The sequence below is a fragment of the Saccharothrix isguenensis genome (assembly GCF_052936305.1).
Genome location: NZ_CP193626.1, coordinates 1,057,321 through 1,074,147 on the forward strand (window position 1 = coordinate 1,057,321; position 16,827 = coordinate 1,074,147).

The window sequence follows — 16,827 nt, forward strand, 5'->3', positions numbered from 1 at the left end:
TCATGCCGCTGACCGCGTTCGGGATGGCCGGTGTGGTGCGAGTGCCTGGTCCGACCCACGCCGACGTGCGCTTCCAGGAGGGCGCGGTGCCCCCGGTGTGGGACATCGACCCCGGTTCGGACGTCGTCCTGTGCCAGGGGCCGTTCGGTGAGCCGGGACGGCTGCCCGCGGACCGGTTGCTGATCACTGGCTGGATCGACCTGCCGCACCACGACGATTCGGCCGCCGCGCTCCAACGTGCGCTGGACGAGCGCGGCGCGGCGGCGGTGCGCGACCTGCGCGGTGACTTCGTGCTCGCGCACGTGTCGCCCGACCGGAGCGTGCTCCGGCTCTACCGGGCGGTGAACGCGCTGGTCCCGCTGTTCTGGCGAACTGATGGCGAACACCTGGCGTGGTCGGCGGAGCCCGCGCACCTGCTCGCCGGCGGCCGCCCCCGGTTGGGTGACGTCGATATCGACGTGCTGCCGATGGTCATCGCCGAACGAGGGTTCCCGCACGACCGCTCATGGTTCGCCAACGTGCGACGGCTGCCGCCCGGTGACTGCCTGACCCTGCGGGCAGGCGAACGGCCCACCACGGCTCCGTTCGACGAGTTGCGGCCGGTGCCGAACGCGCCGGCTTCACTGGCCGAGGCCGCACGCGGGGTGCGGGACCGGCTCGCTGTGGCCTGCGACCGGATGCTCGTCGACCAGCCGGCGTCGCTGGTGGCGTTGAGCGGCGGCATCGACTCGGCTGCGGTCGCCTGGGAGATCGGCAGGCAGCCCGGCCGTGGGTCGGCCATGCACTACACGCTGGAGTCGTTCCCGGGGTTCGACGGCGACCGGCTGGTCGCCGAGGAGATCGCCGAGGTGTGCGGATTGGCGTGGGCCGTCTACGAAATGTCCAAGCACACCCGTTCCGGCGGGGACTACCTGCAGGTACCCGACCACGGCGGACTGCCCCAGACCCACGTGCCCACGCAGGGCGTGACCGCCGCGGTCGAGCAGGCGGAGGCGGTCGGCGCCACGTTCGTGCTCTCCGGGCTGCTGGCCGACCAGGTTTTCGCGCATGACGTCAACCGCGGCCTGTTCGAGGTGGCAGGGTGGCGAATGCTCGACCCCAGGGTGGCGGGTGAGCCGATCTGGCAGGCGCTCGCCGGCGCGGCGGCGGCCACGTTCTCCACGTCACCGCGCGGTGGTCGGCTGCGGTACCTGCGCCGCCTGCTCAGCGCAGACCCGACGACGGCGCTGCCGCCGCGCGACGTGATCGTGCACCCCGTGGGGTTCACCGGGGACGCCGCGGACCGGGTCACCAGGGCGCTGCAGGAGGCCGCCACCCGTGCGGAAAGGGGCCTGCGCTCGGCGATGCGCCGCAACGGGTGGTCCGCGCGTACGCTGCCGACGGGCATCACGTCGCTGTTCCTGCTCGCCGAGGGCTTCAACACGGCGAACCTGCAGGCCGCGTGGCTCAACCACTGCCTGCCGAAGCGGAAGTTCTTCACCACCCCGTACGCCGACCGCGACCTTATCGAGTACGCGCTCGCGCTGCCCACCGCGCACCGGATCGGCTTCGGGCACGGCACGACGGTCGACAAGTTCGCACTGCGCACGGCGTACGCGGGCGCCGGCCTGCCCCGCCACGCGGGGTCGCGGATGCAGCAGGCGCGGATCGACGCGATCTCGGCGGTGTTCGCCAACCAGAACTTCGACACCTGCCGGGACTTGCTCGGGCCGGACTCGTTGCTGCGCCGGTTCGGTGTGCTGAGCGGTGAGTTCGCGGACGGGCTGACGCCGGGGCGGATCCACCGCAACGGCGAAGAGATAGCGCGGCTGTGCGTGGTCGAGAAGTGGCTGAGGGGGTTGTCGTGAGGGTCGCGTTGTCCGACGGCGTCCTGTTCCAGGAACTGCCGTTCGGCGGCGTGTTGTTGGACCGGCGGAAGCTCGCCGTGCACCGGTTGTCCCAGCGGGCCGCTGGTGTGCTGCGCCGCGCGTTGCGAGGTGAGCACACGGTGAGCCCGTACGAGTCGGTGCTGCCGACCCCGGAGACGACCGACGAGCTGCGCGACAGCGTGCTGCGTGCGTTGGCACAGCGCGGGCTGGTGCGGGGCGATGTGTGACGAGCGCGCCGACGTGGAGCGAGGGCTGGCGTGGATCACCGGCCGCCTGCCGTCGTTCGCGCCGTGGGGGGTGCCGGGAGGCCGCCCGCCGGAGGACCGGTCACGGCTCAAGCCCTTGGGGGAATTGGCGATGACCGCCACCTACCTCGGTCGGTGGCACGCCGACAGCGCACTGGCCTGGCCCGCGTTGGACACCGCGCTGCGGCGGTGGCGCGAGTTCGTGACCGCCTGCTGCGCCGATGAGCGCTACCTCGCACTCGCGCGCGGCGACACCGAGCACGGTGTGTACCGGGTGCAGCCCTACGCGTGGCTGCGGGCCGGTGGCGTGCGGATGGCGGAGGCGGAGCAGGTCGTGCGGGACCTGTGGCGCGCGGGCTGCAGACCGACGTCGGTCGGACAGGTCCACTCGCTGGCCAAAGCCGGGTTCGTCCGCGACGCGCCGCGCTGGGACGACCTGTTCCGCAGGTGGCTGTTGCGTCCGGAGTGGTCGGACGCCGAGCTGGATCGCGAGGTGTACCGGATTACCCACGCGGTGTTCTACGCCACCGATTTCGGTGACCGGCGGCCCGACTTGACCGACGGGGAGCGGAGCACGGCCTTGGCGGTGCTGTCCAGGTTGGCCGAACGGTCCCGGCGGTCCCGGCACTGGGACCGGCTCGTCGAGACGACCATCGCGGTGCGGAGCCTGGGCGGCACGCCGTGCGCGGACGATCGTCGCCAGGTGCGCGGGGCCCGGCTCGCGAGCGGCGCCGTTCCCCGTGACGCCGATGTGGGCGGGGAGTCCTTTGCGGCCTGCTACCACGCCACGCTCGCGGCACTGCTCGACGGCGTCCGCCACGAAGTCGACCGGCACCGGGCGGGGCGCGCCGCATGACCCGGCACGAGGACACGGAGGTCGTCGTCGTGGGCGCCGGGCCGGTCGGGTTGTTGCTGGCCTGCGAACTGCGGCTCGCCGGAACGCGGGTGGTCCTGCTGGAACGCCAGACCGCGTTCGACACACGGCTACGTGCTCCGGGCATCACCGAGCGAACCGTCGAGGCACTGGACCGGCGCGGCCTGCTCGACCCGCTCATCGACGCGGTGGCGGAGGTGGTCGAGCCGGTGATGATGACCCGGCGCGGCCCGGACGGCTCGGCGCCCGCCATGCTGCCGATCCGGCCGGAAGTGCTCGAACGGGTGCTGTTCGAGCGCGCGACAGGGCTCGGGGTGGTGGTCCGGCGCGGCCTCGACGTGCACGGCGTGCGGCAGGACGACACCGGCGCCGAGGTGGTGGCCACCGACGTCGACGGCCGGTCGCACGTCTACCGCGGCCAGTACGTGGTGGGGTGTGACGGCGGGCGCAGCGCGGTACGCAAGTCGGCCGGGATCGTGTTCCACGGCGGTGATACCGGTCTGGTGGGCTACCAGGCCGTCGCCGAGGTGGAGGGTGCCGAACGGCTCGGCCGGGAGTGGCGGCGCACCCACGGCGGTGTGGTCGCCTATGCGCTCGGACCCAGCCGGGTCGTGACGATCGAGTTCGACACGGCAGTCGCGCACAACGGATCGGTGACGGTGGCCGAGGTCGAGGCGAGCCTGAGGCGCACCAGCGGTGTCGACGTCCGGTTGGTCGAGCCGCGGTCCTTGACCCGGTTCACCGACAACTGCCGGCTCGCCGGGACCTACCGCCGCGGGCGTGTCCTGCTGGCGGGAGACGCCGCCCACGTGCACCCGCCGTTCGGTGGTCAGGGCCTGAACCTCGGCATGCAGGACGCGGTGAACCTCGGTTGGAAACTCGCCGCGATGGTCACCGGCCGCGCCCCCGCCGACCTGCTCGACACCTATGAAGCCGAACGCAGACCTGTCGCCGAACGCGCCATCCGGAATTCCCGTGCCGCCGTGAGCATCCTCAGGCCCGGCGCGGAGAACACGCCGCTGTTCGAGCTGTTCTTCGGCGAGCTGATGAAGCTCGGCGAGGTTCGGACCCGGATGCATGAGCTGTTCTCCATGACCGACGTGCGGTACCCGACGTGCGGCGACCACCCGATGGCGGGCACCGCGGCCCCGGACCCGCTGCTGCGGACCGACGCCGGGGAGATCCGGCTCAGCCGACTGTGCGCCGACGGCCACGGGGTGCTGCTCGACCTCGCCGACGACGCGGAACTGCGGGACAGCGCGGTGAAGTGGTCGGACCGGGTGGACGTCGTCACCTGTCAGACCGATGCCTTCCCCGGCGTGGACGCGGTGCTGCTCCGGCCGGACGGGTACGTCGCCGAGGCTTGGCCCACCGGCGAGGCGGGTGCCCGGTGCTCGGCCTCCCTCGCGCGCTGGTTCGGCGCTGCCTGACCCCGGCCTGGTCCCACGACCGATCAAGGAACGTCGGGCCGCCGGAAACCCCGCACCGCCAATACCCCGCTGACACCGAGCACCACGCAACTCGCCACCAGAGCCGCCGCAACCGTGCCGGGGGAGTCCCAGTCGAGCAGCAACGCACGGGTGGCCTGCATCGCGTGGGTCATGGGATTGACCGCGGCGACCACGCGCAGCCAACCCGGGAGAGCGTCGACCGGCGCGAACGCGCTGGAGGCGAACATCAGTGGGAACACCACGACGAAGGCGATGCTCTGCATCACCTCGACGTCGCGCAGCCACGCCCCGAGGGCGAGGAACACCCAGATCAGCGTCCAGATGACCACCAGCGCGACCAGCAGCGCCAGCACCGCGCCGCGCAGGCCACCGGGCGGGCGGAACCCGAACGCCACCACCGAGAACAGCAGCAGCACGACCAACTGCCCGGCCACCCGCGCAAGGTCGGCCAGGCTGCGCGCGAGCAGCACCCAGTGCAACCCCACCGGCAGGGACCGGAACCTGGTCAGCATGCCGCCACCCATCTCGCGGACCAGTCCTCCGCCGGAGTTGGCCGCCGGGCCCATACCGGCCGTGACCAGCAGTGCCGGCAGCACGTAACCGACGTAGTCGACACCACTGGGCAACCGGTCGGCGTCGATCAGGTTGCCGAACACCTGGGTGAACAGCACCAGCATGATCGCCGGCTGGACGAGCCCGAACACCAGCAGCCGGCGGTTCACCACGTGAGCGCGCACTGCCCGCTCCACGAGCACACCGAGCTGGGCCACACCGACGCGCAGCCGTGCGACATCCCCGCGCGCCACGGTTACCGCGACCCGTTCATCGCGTCACGCCCGGAGGCCGCCGTGTCGCGCGCAATTGCCAGGTAGACGTCGTCCAGCGTCGGTTCCGCGACCGTCATCCCGTCCGTGCCCACCTCCGCCGCGTCGAGCGCGTGGATCAACCGCACCAGGTCGTCGGAACGTTCGACCGGCACGCTCAGTTCACGGCGCGAGGCATCGCCCGCGGCAGCCAGACCGGCGGCGCGCAACGCGTCGGCCGCACGGGTGAAGTCGTCCGACGCTTCCGTGACGGTGAGGTGCGCCGTGCGCACGCCCACCCGCCGTTTCAGCTCGGCCGGCGTGCCCTCGGCCGCGATGCGGCCCTCGGCCAGCACCACGACCGCGTCGGCGAGCCGGTCCGCCTCCTCCAGGTACTGGGTTGTCATCAGCACAGTCGCGCCGTCCGCCACCAAACCGAGCACCACCTCCCACATCCGCGCCCGGCTCTCCGGGTCGAGACCGGTGGTCGGCTCGTCGAGGAACAGCACCTCGGGTCGGCCGGCCAGGCTCACCGCCAGGTCGAGCCTGCGGCGCATCCCGCCCGAGTAGGTGCGCACGGGTCGGTGCGCCACCGCGGTAAGGCCGAACTGCTCCAGCAGCGCGTCCGCCTGAGCCCGTGCCCCGGCCCGGCGCGCGCCAAGCAGCCGGGCGACCAAGCGCAGGTTGTCGGCACCGGTGAGCTGGTCGTCCAGGGCGGCGAACTGGCCGGTCAGTCCGATCCGCGACCGGACCGCAGCCGCTTCCCGAACCACGTCGAACCCGGCCACCGTGGCCGTGCCGGACGTCGGCGGCAGCAGGGTGCTGAGCACGTTGACCAGCGTGGTCTTGCCCGCGCCATTGTGGCCGAGCAGTCCGAGTACGGTGCCGCGGGCCACTCGCAGGCTCAACCCGTCCAGCGCCTGGACGCCGGCGAAGTCGCGGCGGAGTTCCCGGGTCTCGATTACGAATTCACCCACGGTCGACCGCCCAGGCCCGACGAAGGGCGCAACGGACAGCCGCCGGCCGTCGACCAACCATTGATTTCCCCCACCTGGGTACGCGATGCGCTCCACGGGCCATCGACTTTACGGAGGAGTCTGGACACCGTCAAACCAGAAGCACTCCATGGATTCCACTAACACCCAAGAGTTACGCTGATCGGCGGCTTGCGACTGCCGTCGGGCGTCGGGCGCGTCACCTTGACGTCATCGAAGGTCTGCGCGTAGCGTCGAAAAACGGGAAGGGACTATTGCAAGTCAGGTCGAATTGGGCTGGGGGGATGATTTTGCTTTTCGAATCCTTTTGCTCCGAGGCCGTCGGTCGGTTTCCGGAGGTTTCCCGCTGATGCGCACAAGTCCGCGGCAGAAGGAGATACTGACCTTGGTCGCGCACGGCATGTCCAGCAAGGAGATCGGCAGACTGCTGGCGATCTCGCCGAAGACGGTCGAGTCCCACCTCCAGCGGTTGTTCGACCGCTACGGCGTGCGGAACCGGGCCGGACTGGTGGGCAGGTGGCTGTCGTCGCAGGAGGCGGGTGAGGTGGTGGTGGAGCGCGACGTGGTGGAGTCGAGGCGCGACTTGCGCTGACCAGGCTCACTCCGGCTGAACAGGTAGTTCCGCCGGCGGTCGTCGACGCGCCGCACTTCACGCCAGGCGGTGCCGTCCCAGGCGGACATGCGGTAGCCCCGGTCGACGAGCCAGTCCCGGATGGTGTCGGGCGCGCGGTGGAAGCGGCTGAGGTGGCGTTCCTCGATCTCCAACAGCAGGGTCGGCGAGTCGCGCCCGATCAGGTCGGCCCCGCCGCGCAGCACGTCGAACTCGGCGCCCTCGACGTCCACCTTGATGAAGTCGACGCGGTGGAGGCTGGTCCGGTCGGCGAACTCGTCGAGCGTGACGGTCTCCACCCCCACCTCGACCTGGTCCTCGAACTCCGCGTTGGAGCCCAGGCCGTGCGCGCCGTCGGTGAGGAAGGACCGGCCAGTCACGAATCTGCCGTTGCGCAGGGGGACGCTCATGGGCGACGTGCCGGCTTTCGCGCCCAGCGCCAGTCGGTGTCGGCGCACGTTGCGGCGGTTGCGCAGGCCGAGCAGTCTCGAAGGCGTGACGTGCGCGAACGGCAGGGGCTCGATGCTGTGCACGGTGCCGGACGGGCCGACCAGCCGGGACAGTTCGGCGGTGTAGAGGCCCAGTGCCGCGCCGACGTCGAGGCACACATCACCGGGCCGGACCAGGCCGCGCAGCCCCAGCAGTTCCGGCTCCACCCACCTGTCGGCCCTGGCCAACGCACGGATGCCGCCGTCCACCAAGCGGTCGCGCAGTCGAGGCAACGCCCCTCGTGCCCACCGTGCGGAGGTAGGCGGAGCGGGGACGGATTCAACCGACATGGGTGCCCTTCAACCTTCCAGGGTCCGGGAGTCCGGGAAAATGACTTGCACCAGGAAGCTACACGGTGCAACGCAGCACCTGCGTCACCCGCCGGGACTATTTCTTCGACCCTCTCAGGAGGGAGGGGCGGCCCGTGTAGCTCTTAGGAGCCATTGTCGATTAACTCTCTGCGGTGACGCGTCGGCAGGCACTCTCTTCGTACACTCGGGCCGATCGCAGCGGAGACATCGGCCAACAGTTTCGCCGGACCAGGGGAAAGGCGGCCACGGCGATGACGCAAACGCTCAGACCAGACCCGACGAGCCGGTTCCGGCCTGTTTTGAAACGCGACACCGCTGTTTATGCGGGATGTGCCGCGTTCGCCGCCTTGGTGACCCAGACCGGTATGCCGAATCACCGCGTGTGGGCGTGGTGGGCTTTGTGCGCCTACCTCACGGCGACGGTGGTCCTGCTCGTTCGGCGCGAGCGCCCCGCCTACGGCGGCCACGCGCTGGTCGGTCTGGTCACCGTGGGAGCGCTCGTGGGCCCGCTCGTCCAGCTGGCCTCGACCGGTCAGGCGCAGAACGAGGTGGCCGTGGTGTTCGACGCGGCCCGGCGGCTGCTCGACGGACAGCCGCTCTACCCGGTGGGCGCCGACCTTGCCGATGCCGTGGCCAGGTCGGGTGTCGACGCGTACTTCCCGTACCTGCCGGCGATGGCGGTGCTCGGCGTGCCTGCGGTGTTGGCCGACCGGGCAGGACTCGGACCGGTACCCGCCGACCCTCGGCTCACCTTCGCCCTGCTCTACACGGCCGCCGTGCTGGTCGTCGCACGCCGCACGGGCGATCGTTCGCCGGGGACGTGGGTGGTCTTGGTGGCGTCCCCGCTGGCGGCGCTGCCGTTGTCCGCGGGCGGTGACGACCTGCCCGTGGTCGGCGCGCTGCTCGTCGCCCTGGTGCTCTCGCGCGACGACAGGCCGGTGGCCGCCGGTCTGGTGGCGGGACTGGCGTGCGCGGCGAAGCTGACCGCGTGGCCGCTCGCGGTCGTCCTCGCCGTCGTGCACCTGCACCGGCGCGGACGTAGAGCTGCGCTCGCGTTGGCGGGCAGTGCGGCCGGGGTTGTCGCGGCCTTCGTCCTGCCCGTACTGGGGACGTCCGCGTCCGGGCTGCTGGTCCACGACGTGCGGTTCCCCGCCGGGTTGGAACCCGTGCCGTCGCCCGCGGCGAGCCCGTTCCCCGGCCACCTGATCGCCCAGCACGTGCCCGACGGACGGGTGCTGACGTTGTTGATGCTCGGCGCGGCGGTGGCCGCCATGGTGGTCTTGCTGCTTCGGCGTCCCCCGCGCACCGTGCACCAGGCGACGCTCCACTACGCCCTCGGCCTCGGGCTCGCGACGGCGCTCGCCCCCGCCACCCGAGTGGGCTACCTGGTCTACCCACTGGCGGTGCTCGTGGTGGGGTGGGCGTTGCGGGAGAATCACGTACCGCCACGAGGGGAGATGAGCGCCACCGATGCGGGGAGACCGGATCAGTGACCTGCGGGAGCGGATCGGACCTTGGGCCACGCGCGCCGTCGTCGCGCTGTTGTTCGGTCTGGCCGCCTGGGCGTTAGTGCGCCGCGTCCTGCCCGAGGACTGGTCGTTGGCCGGCCGGCTCGCGGTGGGACTCGCCCTGGCCGCGAGCCAGAGCGTGCCCGTGCTGTGGTGGCGGCGGAAGCCGGTGGTGGCGTGGGCGGCGTTGTTCGCCGCGTGCGGTGCCGCGCACCTGGTCGAGCTGTGGCTCGGTATGTCCACCGGCAGCCTGTTCACGCCGGGGCAGTTCGGCATGGTCCTGGTGCTGTACGGGCTGGGGTTCACCCAGCGGCAAGTGGTGGCGGGCGTGATCGCCGCGGTGACGCTGGTCTGCGCGCTGCTCGTTCAGGTCAGCCGCACCGAGGTCGTGGTGCTGGCCGTGGTGACGGCCGTGCTGCTCGGCGGGTCGCGGGCGGCGCGGGTGGAGATCGCGCGGGCGTTGGCGGTGCGGGAGGAGCGGACCAGGATCGCGCGCGAACTGCACGACGTCGTGGCGCACCACATGTCGGTGCTGGCGGTGCAGGCCGAGACCGCGCCGTACCGCCTCGACGGGCTGACCCCTGAGGCCGAGCAGCAGTTCCGTGAGGTGGCGGCGAAGGCACGGGCGTCGCTGAACGAGATGCGCGGCCTGCTCGGCACGCTGCGCGGCGGCGAGTCGGTCGAGCTGAGCCCGCAACCCACCCTCGACCAGGTCGAGTCGCTGGTCGAGTCGGTGCGCCGGGTCGGCACGCCGGTGGCGTTGGAGTTCGACGAGAGGCTGCGGCAACTGGAGCCGTTGCGCGGGCTGTCGATCTACCGGATCGTCCAGGAGAGCCTGAGCAACGCTCTCAAGCACGCCGCCGGGCAGCCGTTGGACGTCCGGGTCGTCCGTCACGGCGGGGCGGTCCACGTCCACGTCCGCAACCCTTTGCTCACGACCGTCGGCGGAGCCGGGCAGGGCATCTCCGGTATGCGCGAACGGGTCGACCTGCTGGGCGGTACGTTGGTGGCGGGACCGGACGGCGCAGGGCACTTCGTCGTGGACGCGCTCATCCCCGACCCAGGAGGAGCCCGATGATCCGCATCGTCGTGGTGGACGACCAGGCGATGGTCCGGGAGGGTTTCACCGCGCTGTTGGACAAGCAGCCCGACATGACAGTGGTCGGCGCGGCGGGCGACGGCGAGCACGCGGTGGCGTTGTGCCGGCGCGAGCAGCCGGACGTGGTGCTCATGGACATCCGGCTGCCGATCATGGACGGCCTCGCCGCGACCAGGGTGCTGCTGGGCGAGTCGGACCGCATGAAGGTGTTGGTCCTGACCACTTTCGACCTCGATGAGTACGTGTACGACGCGCTCCGCTCCGGTGCCAGCGGATTCCTGCTCAAGGACGCCCGTACCGACGAGCTTGTCAACGCGGTCCGCGTGGTCGCCGAGGGCTACGCCCTGCTCGCGCCCCAGATCACCGGCAGGCTGATTGAGCGGTTCGTCGAGCAGTCCCCGGTCCGCCCGGCGCGGCCGCGTGAACTCGCGGTCCTCACCCCGCGAGAGGTCGAGGTGCTGGGCCAGATCGCGAGGGGCCTGTCCAACGCCGAGATCGGCACCCGGCTGTCCATCGCCGAGGAGACGGTGAAGACCCACGTCGGACGTATCCTCACCAAGCTCAAGCTCCGCGACCGCGTGCAGGCCGTCGTGCTGGCGTACGAGAGCGGACTGGTCACCGGCGGGCGCCGCTGACCGGTGGCGCAAGGCAATGGCTGGACCATGCTGGCAGAGTTAGGCTCAGCTTGGTTGCACTTCGCCGTAGTTGCCATGGATTGGCGGTTGTTGAGCGCAGTCGTTGACGTGGTGCGGGTTCGTGCGTCTCGGGTGTGACTGCGGCGCACAGCGGCGACATCAGCACGCTCGGCGGGGCGTTGTTGGAGTTGGGGCGCGTTGAGTTCACCGGGCCGCGGCTATGGCAGTGATCGCGACGGTGCGGCGGTCATCGTCGCAGAGGCCGAGAACGCAGCGGGCAGGCGATTCGACCACGGCACCTCGACGCCCCCTCGCGGCGAGCGACGATGGGACGCGATGCGGCGCTGGGAGAGCTGGCGGGGTCAGCGGCCTGTGGAGCGTCCGTCCGGGCCGGTCATGGTTATGGCGCCGCCGCGCACCTGCAGGACCACGTCCGCGCGGTACTCGCCTTCGGCGAGCGCGGCGAGTTGTCCGAGGCTGACCATCCGCACGGCTCGCCATCACGCTGGAACACCAGCTCGCGTGGGATTGGTGGCTATGTCGTCCTCGATACCGGTGGCGACGGTGATGTTGGTGTTGAGCGGTGTGGTGCCCCGGTGGAGCAGGAATGTGGCAGCACAGGACGCCGCGGTGGTCGTCGATCGTCTGGCTGACGACGACGTCACCACGTTCGCGACGAGGCTTATCAAGGCGGCGGAACAATCCGTACACCGTTCGAGTGCCACTCCGTGCGATCACGGCTGTCAGGAGGCCGGAAGGCGGTCAACCGGCCACGCCCGCGTCCGCGCACTCGGCGGACGCGGGCGTGTCACTGCTCGAAGCCGGGAAGGACCTGACCGGGCTGCGCTGCTGCCACCCTGAGCCACGGCGCCGCCCAGTGAGCGGTCCAGCGTGCGGGGCTTCTACTTCGTGGCGCACAGAGCCTTGTCGAAGAGGGCGATGACCTCGTACTGGTGGACTTCGTCGTTCGTCCCGGCGACGGTGACCGCCCGGCCGTCGGGGGTGATGGCGGTGCGGGTCTGGAAGCCGTCGGCGTCGCCGCCGTGGCCGTACGCGGTAATCCCGCAGCTGAGCTTCATCTCGATGACGCCCAGACCGTAGCGCCAACCATCGAAGAGGCCGGGCGCTTCCACCGTCTGACGCATCTCCGCCAGCCGACCGGGCTTGAGCAGCCGACCGTCCTGCAGGGCGACCAGGAACTTGTTCACGTCACTCGGGGTGGCGATCATCTGCCCCGCGGCACCGGCGATCGACGGGTCGAACCGGGTGATGTCGATCAGGTCACCGGCGATCGGCTCGCCCTTGTCGTCCTTGGGCAGCAGGTAACCCCGCGGGTGCGGGGCGCGGATGTCGCGGTCGCCCGGACCAGGGTAGTACGTCTCCTTCAGCCCGATCCGGTTGATGATCTTGTCCGTGACCACCTCGGCGAAGGGTCGTCCCGTCACCTTTTGCGCCACCAGGCCAAGCACCATGTATCCGGTATTGCTGTACGCCCACACCCTGTCCTGTCCCGGAGCGAACGTCGGTGCGTGCGTCAGCGCTTCGTCCAAAACCTCCCTGGTCTCGAAGTACCGGTCCTTGATCGGCAGGATCCCCTTGCCCATGAAGGGGATTCCGGTGGGCATCCCACTGGTGTGGTTCAGCAGTTGCCTGATCGTGATCGCCCGACCGTCGATCGCCGCACCGTCGCCGGTGCCCCGCACCACGCCCGGCAGGAACTTCTCCACCGTGTCGTCCAGCGCGAGCTTGCCCTCGTCGGCCAACTGCAGGATCGCCACAGCGGTGAACATCTTCGTGTTGCTGGCGATCCGGACGTAACCGTCCGTCGGCACCTTCGACTTCGTCCGGATGTCACCCACCCCGGCGGTGTAGTTCGTCACCCGCCCATTCCGGTCTCGCACCGACATCAGCATCCCGGGCAGCGACCCGTCGGCGACCAGCGCCTCCAGGCCCGCCTGCAGCGTCTTGTCGTGGCCCGACCTCGACCTGTCACCCGAGGCACCGGCCGACGTCACAACCGTCAGCGTGAGTCCGGCAACCGCTACTGCCGCCATTGCCGCAGCGACCGCACCACGACGCCGGCGCGCGGGGCCCGGTCGGGTTTTGGCCGGACGACGGAGATCTTTCGACAAAGGACACTCTCCCATTGACGCTTTGCACTGACGCCACTCAGTGTTGTCACCGTCCCAACGCCCCACGACCCCCCGTGCTGGACACCTCCGGTACAGCCAGCACCACCTCCGACGATCCTTGATCGACGGGCTGCGCCCAGGGGTACGACAACGGCGAGGGCTCGGGCGTCAGTTCGCGCACAGCGCGGCGTCGACGAGTGCGCCCCGGTCCGCGGCGACGGAGTCGTCCTTCACCGACCCGGTGAGCGAGGTGACCACGACGGTCGCCGCACGACCGTCATCGGTGGCCGCGTTGGCGGTCGAGTAGCCCGGGATGTCACCGCCGTGCCCCCACGCGACCCCTCCGCAGCTCAACGGCATGCTGAACAAGCCGAGCCCGTACTCCGGGCCCGACTCCGGGCCCGACTGCGGGCCCGTCGGGATGGTGGTGCGCATCTGGGCCAGCTGGGCCGGTTCGAGCAACTTCCCGTCCAGCAGCGCGCGCAGGAAGGTGGTGAGGTCGCCCGGCGTGGAGAACAGGTGACCGGCCGCCCAACCCCAGCTCGGGTCCATCCGCGTGAAGTCGACCAGCTCGTCGGTCGCCGGATCGCGCTGGTAACCCCTGGGGTGCCGGCCGCGGATGTCCTGTTCGCCGACCGCGGGCGCGTGCGTGTCGCGCAGACCGATCCGCTGGATGACCCTGGTGGTCACCAGCTCGTTGAACGGGCGGCCGGTGACCCGCTGGGCGATCAGGCCGGCCAGGAGGTAGTTCGTGTTGCTGTAGGACCAACCGCCGCCGGCGGCACGCCCGTCCTCCCTGGCGTTCGCCAGGCCGAGCAGTTCCCGGGGTTCGAAGTAGACGTGCTGGTACAGCAGGAAGTCGCCCCTGGTCTCGAACATCGAGTCGGTGTAGTTCGGCAGGCCACTGTTGTGCTGGAGCAGTTGGCCGACCGTGATCCTGGTGGCGTCCACACCTTCGCCCCGCACCAGGCCCGGCAGGTACTCCTCGATCGACGCGTCGAGTTACACCCTGCCCTCACCGACGAGCTGCAGCACGACGACGGAGGCGGACATCTTGCTCGCGCTGCCGATCCGCACCCTGCCGTTCGTCGGCACCTTGCCGCCGGTCCCCAGGTCACCTACCCCGGCCGTGTAGTGGTGGGTTCGACCGCGCCGGTCCCGAACGGCGGCCAGCGCCCCGGGATGCCGGTCGGCACCGACGAGCTTGTCCATGCCCTGCTGGACCGCATCACGGCGGGGCTCGGCCTGCGCGGTCGGGATCGGGTCGGTGAACGCGAGAGCACCCGCCGCGAGCACCACCGCCGCCGTTGCGGTGACCACGCGGCGGTACCGCCAGGAGGAAGGTCGATCTGCTGGTAAGGGGACGTGAACAAGGCAGAAGACTCCTGGGCTCGGCGGACGTCGGTCTTGGGATGACCGGCTGGATCCAAGCTGCTCACCTCCACCCGAGTGGACAATCCAGCCCGCTGGACAACCGGGGTGGTGGTGGCGCCCGAGGCTGTCGTTCAAACGGGCAAGCCACGACGGGCGGCTCGATTCGCGTGCTCCACGGGGTCGTGTTGATCGGTTCAGGTTCGGCCGGGGGTGGCATGACACAGGTGCGGAAGCGCCTGCGGGCGTCGTTCGACGCTATCGCGCGCTTGGTCGGCGGCCTCGGCACAGCGCTGCTCGCGCTGGCCGTCCTGGTCTGGCTCGGCGTGCACATCCGCAGCATCTTCGCGAAGCTCGACCTCGTACCCGACGACCGGGCCCACCGACGCGTCACCGCCGTCCTGCGCTACTCCAAGGCGCCGAACCGAAGTAACGCCGCTGCGCCACCGGTCGGTCTGCCGGCCCGTGGCTGGAATGGGCCGTCGATGGCGCTCGGGAGCCAGGCGCTCTGTTCCACTGCAGGTGGGCACCTCCTAGACGGACCGGTGCCGGTTCGTCGGCCACCACGCAGAGCGGAGCCACGCCGCGGCGGTCGATCATCGGGACGGGTGATGCCGGCGACGGGTCGTCGGCCGGGTCACAGGTTCACGCGTGCCAAGCGGGCGATGAGGCTGGGCTTGTTGTGGTGCGCCTGTCGGAGGGCTGCGTGGCGTCGGGCGAAGTCGTGCGGTCGGTTTTCGCGGTCGGCCACGGTTTGCAGGTCGACGAGGAGTGCGACGGCGGCGTCGTAGTCCTTGGGTTTGCGGGTGGCGATCAGGGCGTCGACGCGTGTCCAGGCGGCTTGCTCGTCCTGTGCCAGCTTGTCCAGCCGCTGTTCGCGGGCGAGGGCTCGATCGCGCTCGTGACGGGCGTTCTCCTCGGCGCGCTCGGCCTCTTCCCGTTGTTGCCGTTCGGCACGCCTGCGCGCCGTCTCGTCCAGGAGTTCGCCCACGGTGCGCCGCTGTGGTTCGGCGGCAGGCCGGGTGGTGCGGTCGCGAAACCGGCGCAGCAGTTCCATGCGCACGGTCGCGGCCTGGTCTTGGAGAACGCGCAGCAGCAGGCGGTCCTTCTCCGCACCGGGTAGCTCCGCCACCCAGGCGGCGAGGCGTTCGGGGTCGTCTGTGGTCTCGTTCAGTGGTGGGCTCGCTTCGGCGGCGACCGCGAGCAGGTCGTCGTCGAGACGGAGGAAGTCGGCCAGCCCGCGCTGTGCCGCGGTGAGTGCGCGCAGTCCGGCGGGTACGGGCGGTTGCGGGTCGTCGTCGGCGTCACGGTCGAAGGCGTCCTCGTCGCGTTCCCAGCTGCCGTACCCGGCAAGCCATGCCAGGTACAGCGCGCGGTGGTCGCCGGCGGCGAGTTCGTTCCGGACGCCGATGATGGCGGACAGTGCTCCCTGCGGCTCGTAGTCCCAGTCGCCGGTCTCGTCGTGGTTGTGCAGGTCGAGGATGAGATGCGTGTCCGTTGTCCAGGCCTCGACCTGCTCGTCGACGAGGTACGGCCCGACCGCGTCCAGGTCGAGCAGACCGCTCGGCAGCCGCAGCAGGAGGCGTCGGGTTCCCCAGTTGGCGAGGTAGAGGTGCGCGTCGTAGTGGCGTTCCACCAGTCGGTTTGGGTCGCCGCGGAAGTCGCCCCACTCGTACTCGTTGACGAAGCTGGTGGCGGTGATCCGCGCACGGGTGGACAGCGCGCGCACCTCGGCCTGCGCCTTCCCGCCGAGCGGCCGGTCCAGCGCGACGAACTCGTAGTACTGGTACTCGCTCAACGCCCGCCTCGCGCACCGGTCCCGGGGAATGGCGTCGCGCGGAAGCCCGAGTCCTCTCCCATGTGGATGAACAGGTGCCCGGTGAGCGTGCGGTCTTCGGCGAGGACTGCCCAGCCGCGCCCACTGGCAGGGTCCGTCTCGTCGTTGCCCTCCCAGGTGAACTCGACGAAAGGCCGGCCGTCACGCTCGCTCCAGCGGCAGTCCATCGCGCCGCGGACGGCGATGAAGCCGAAATCGCCGGTCCCGGCTCGCGTGAACTCGATGAAACCGGGCTCGATGAGGTCGATGGCGTTCTGGTCCCACTGGCCCATCTCCACGATCCGCCACCGACCGGTCACGCACCCCGCGGACTTCACCACTCGTCGTCCCTTCGAGTCGGAGTCGCTCTATGCGGGCCGAATCGCCTTCCGGCGCCGTGCCGAGGTGAGGGTAACGTCGAGCCGCTGGGCGGCGGCCGGGTGGCTGCGCCATTCAGGGTGGCCAGGCGACGACCGTTCTGCCGGTGATGTTGTGCAGGATCAGGACGCTGCCGGACCGGGCACGCCGGGAGAAAACCGTCCGTCCGGCGGTTGTCGGGCGCAGTTGGTTGATGTGGTGCGGTTCGTGCGTCTCGAGTGTGACTGCGGCGCTCGGATCGT

The 16,827-nt window shown here is 70.6% G+C and carries 14 protein-coding genes and 2 pseudogenes; 9 read left to right on the plus strand and 7 right to left on the minus strand.

Annotated features, from left to right (window positions below; all coding sequences use genetic code 11):
• Positions 1 to 2 precede the first annotated feature (2 nt).
• The 4 genes from ACRAKI_RS05170 to ACRAKI_RS05185 are packed head-to-tail and all read left to right on the plus strand — an operon-like array spanning position 3 to position 4,417.
• Positions 3 to 1,847 carry an asparagine synthase-related protein gene (locus ACRAKI_RS05170; RefSeq protein WP_447005897.1) on the plus strand — a complete coding sequence of 615 codons (1,845 nt, stop codon included), beginning with the start codon at positions 3 to 5 and terminating at the stop codon, positions 1,845 to 1,847.
• A complete protein-coding gene (adfB, locus tag ACRAKI_RS05175) occupies positions 1,844 to 2,095 on the plus strand; it encodes an actinodefensin-associated protein B (protein ID WP_447005898.1) in 252 nt (83 codons plus the stop codon). Before ACRAKI_RS05170 ends, adfB begins: the two co-directional genes overlap by 4 nt.
• Positions 2,088 to 2,969 (plus strand): DUF6895 family protein, encoded by an 882-nt coding sequence (locus ACRAKI_RS05180; protein ID WP_447005899.1) that lies wholly within the window; start codon positions 2,088 to 2,090, stop codon positions 2,967 to 2,969. The genes adfB and ACRAKI_RS05180 overlap by 8 nt, the downstream gene beginning before the upstream one ends.
• Entirely contained in the window at positions 2,966 to 4,417 is a 1,452-nt protein-coding gene (locus ACRAKI_RS05185) for an FAD-dependent monooxygenase (RefSeq protein WP_447005900.1), read from the plus strand. The genes ACRAKI_RS05180 and ACRAKI_RS05185 overlap by 4 nt, the downstream gene beginning before the upstream one ends.
• A gap of 23 nt (positions 4,418 to 4,440) precedes the next feature.
• On the opposite strand, the gene ACRAKI_RS05190 is transcribed toward ACRAKI_RS05185, so the two are convergent.
• Entirely contained in the window at positions 4,441 to 5,244 is an 804-nt protein-coding gene (locus ACRAKI_RS05190; protein ID WP_447005901.1) for an ABC transporter permease, read from the minus strand.
• A 2-nt stretch (positions 5,245 to 5,246) separates the two neighbouring features.
• Entirely contained in the window at positions 5,247 to 6,218 is a 972-nt protein-coding gene (locus tag ACRAKI_RS05195) for an ABC transporter ATP-binding protein (protein WP_447005902.1), read from the minus strand.
• A gap of 367 nt (positions 6,219 to 6,585) precedes the next feature.
• On the opposite strand from ACRAKI_RS05195, the gene ACRAKI_RS05200 reads away from it, so the two are divergent.
• Positions 6,586 to 6,828: a response regulator transcription factor gene (locus ACRAKI_RS05200; RefSeq protein WP_447005903.1), complete on the plus strand. Its 243-nt coding sequence runs from the start codon at positions 6,586 to 6,588 to the stop codon at positions 6,826 to 6,828.
• Here the strand turns inward: ACRAKI_RS05200 and ACRAKI_RS05205 are convergent.
• The gene (locus ACRAKI_RS05205; RefSeq protein ID WP_447005904.1) at positions 6,717 to 7,568 is read right to left on the minus strand and encodes an FkbM family methyltransferase; all 852 of its coding nucleotides are present in this window, start codon (positions 7,566 to 7,568) and stop codon (positions 6,717 to 6,719) included. The two genes, ACRAKI_RS05200 and ACRAKI_RS05205, sit on opposite strands and share 112 nt — an antisense overlap.
• A gap of 443 nt (positions 7,569 to 8,011) precedes the next feature.
• On the opposite strand from ACRAKI_RS05205, the gene ACRAKI_RS05210 reads away from it, so the two are divergent.
• From ACRAKI_RS05210 to ACRAKI_RS05225, 4 genes and pseudogenes are all read left to right on the plus strand, one after another.
• Positions 8,012 to 9,139: a glycosyltransferase 87 family protein gene (locus ACRAKI_RS05210; RefSeq protein ID WP_447005905.1), complete on the plus strand. Its 1,128-nt coding sequence runs from the start codon at positions 8,012 to 8,014 to the stop codon at positions 9,137 to 9,139.
• Complete coding sequence (locus ACRAKI_RS05215) at positions 9,117 to 10,232, plus strand: sensor histidine kinase (protein WP_447005906.1); 1,116 nt, start codon at positions 9,117 to 9,119, stop codon at positions 10,230 to 10,232. Before ACRAKI_RS05210 ends, ACRAKI_RS05215 begins: the two co-directional genes overlap by 23 nt.
• A complete protein-coding gene (locus ACRAKI_RS05220) occupies positions 10,229 to 10,888 on the plus strand; it encodes a response regulator (protein WP_447005907.1) in 660 nt (219 codons plus the stop codon). The genes ACRAKI_RS05215 and ACRAKI_RS05220 overlap by 4 nt, the downstream gene beginning before the upstream one ends.
• Before the next feature lie 651 nt (positions 10,889 to 11,539).
• A pseudogene (locus ACRAKI_RS05225) lies at positions 11,540 to 11,759 on the plus strand (IS5/IS1182 family transposase); the annotation flags it as partial.
• Between the two features lie 31 nt (positions 11,760 to 11,790).
• On the opposite strand, the gene ACRAKI_RS05230 reads toward ACRAKI_RS05225, so the two are convergent.
• The 4 genes and pseudogenes from ACRAKI_RS05230 to ACRAKI_RS05245 all read right to left on the minus strand — a co-directional run bounded on the left by ACRAKI_RS05230 (position 11,791) and on the right by ACRAKI_RS05245 (position 16,548).
• Complete coding sequence (locus ACRAKI_RS05230) at positions 11,791 to 12,903, minus strand: serine hydrolase domain-containing protein (protein WP_447005908.1); 1,113 nt, start codon at positions 12,901 to 12,903, stop codon at positions 11,791 to 11,793.
• A 285-nt stretch (positions 12,904 to 13,188) separates the two neighbouring features.
• A pseudogene (locus ACRAKI_RS05235) lies at positions 13,189 to 14,232 on the minus strand (serine hydrolase domain-containing protein).
• Positions 14,233 to 15,028: 796 nt separating this feature from the next.
• Positions 15,029 to 16,189, minus strand: coding sequence for a hypothetical protein (locus ACRAKI_RS05240; protein ID WP_447005909.1), 1,161 nt, complete (start codon positions 16,187 to 16,189; stop codon positions 15,029 to 15,031).
• Complete coding sequence (locus ACRAKI_RS05245; protein WP_447005910.1) at positions 16,186 to 16,548, minus strand: hypothetical protein; 363 nt, start codon at positions 16,546 to 16,548, stop codon at positions 16,186 to 16,188. The genes ACRAKI_RS05240 and ACRAKI_RS05245 overlap by 4 nt, the downstream gene beginning before the upstream one ends.
• Positions 16,549 to 16,827: the final 279 nt, after the last annotated feature.

Excerpts from the sequence above, each read along its gene's own strand:
- ACRAKI_RS05170 (WP_447005897.1), top strand. The coding sequence starts at position 3 with ATGCCGCTGACCGCGTTCGGGATGGCCGGTGTGGTGCGAGTGCCTGGT.
- ACRAKI_RS05180 (WP_447005899.1), top strand. The coding sequence starts at position 2,088 with ATGTGTGACGAGCGCGCCGACGTGGAGCGAGGGCTGGCGTGGATCACC.
- ACRAKI_RS05185 (WP_447005900.1), top strand. The coding sequence starts at position 2,966 with ATGACCCGGCACGAGGACACGGAGGTCGTCGTCGTGGGCGCCGGGCCG.
- ACRAKI_RS05200 (WP_447005903.1), top strand. The coding sequence starts at position 6,586 with ATGCGCACAAGTCCGCGGCAGAAGGAGATACTGACCTTGGTCGCGCAC.
- ACRAKI_RS05210 (WP_447005905.1), top strand. The coding sequence starts at position 8,012 with ATGCCGAATCACCGCGTGTGGGCGTGGTGGGCTTTGTGCGCCTACCTC.
- ACRAKI_RS05215 (WP_447005906.1), top strand. The coding sequence starts at position 9,117 with ATGCGGGGAGACCGGATCAGTGACCTGCGGGAGCGGATCGGACCTTGG.
- ACRAKI_RS05220 (WP_447005907.1), top strand. The coding sequence starts at position 10,229 with ATGATCCGCATCGTCGTGGTGGACGACCAGGCGATGGTCCGGGAGGGT.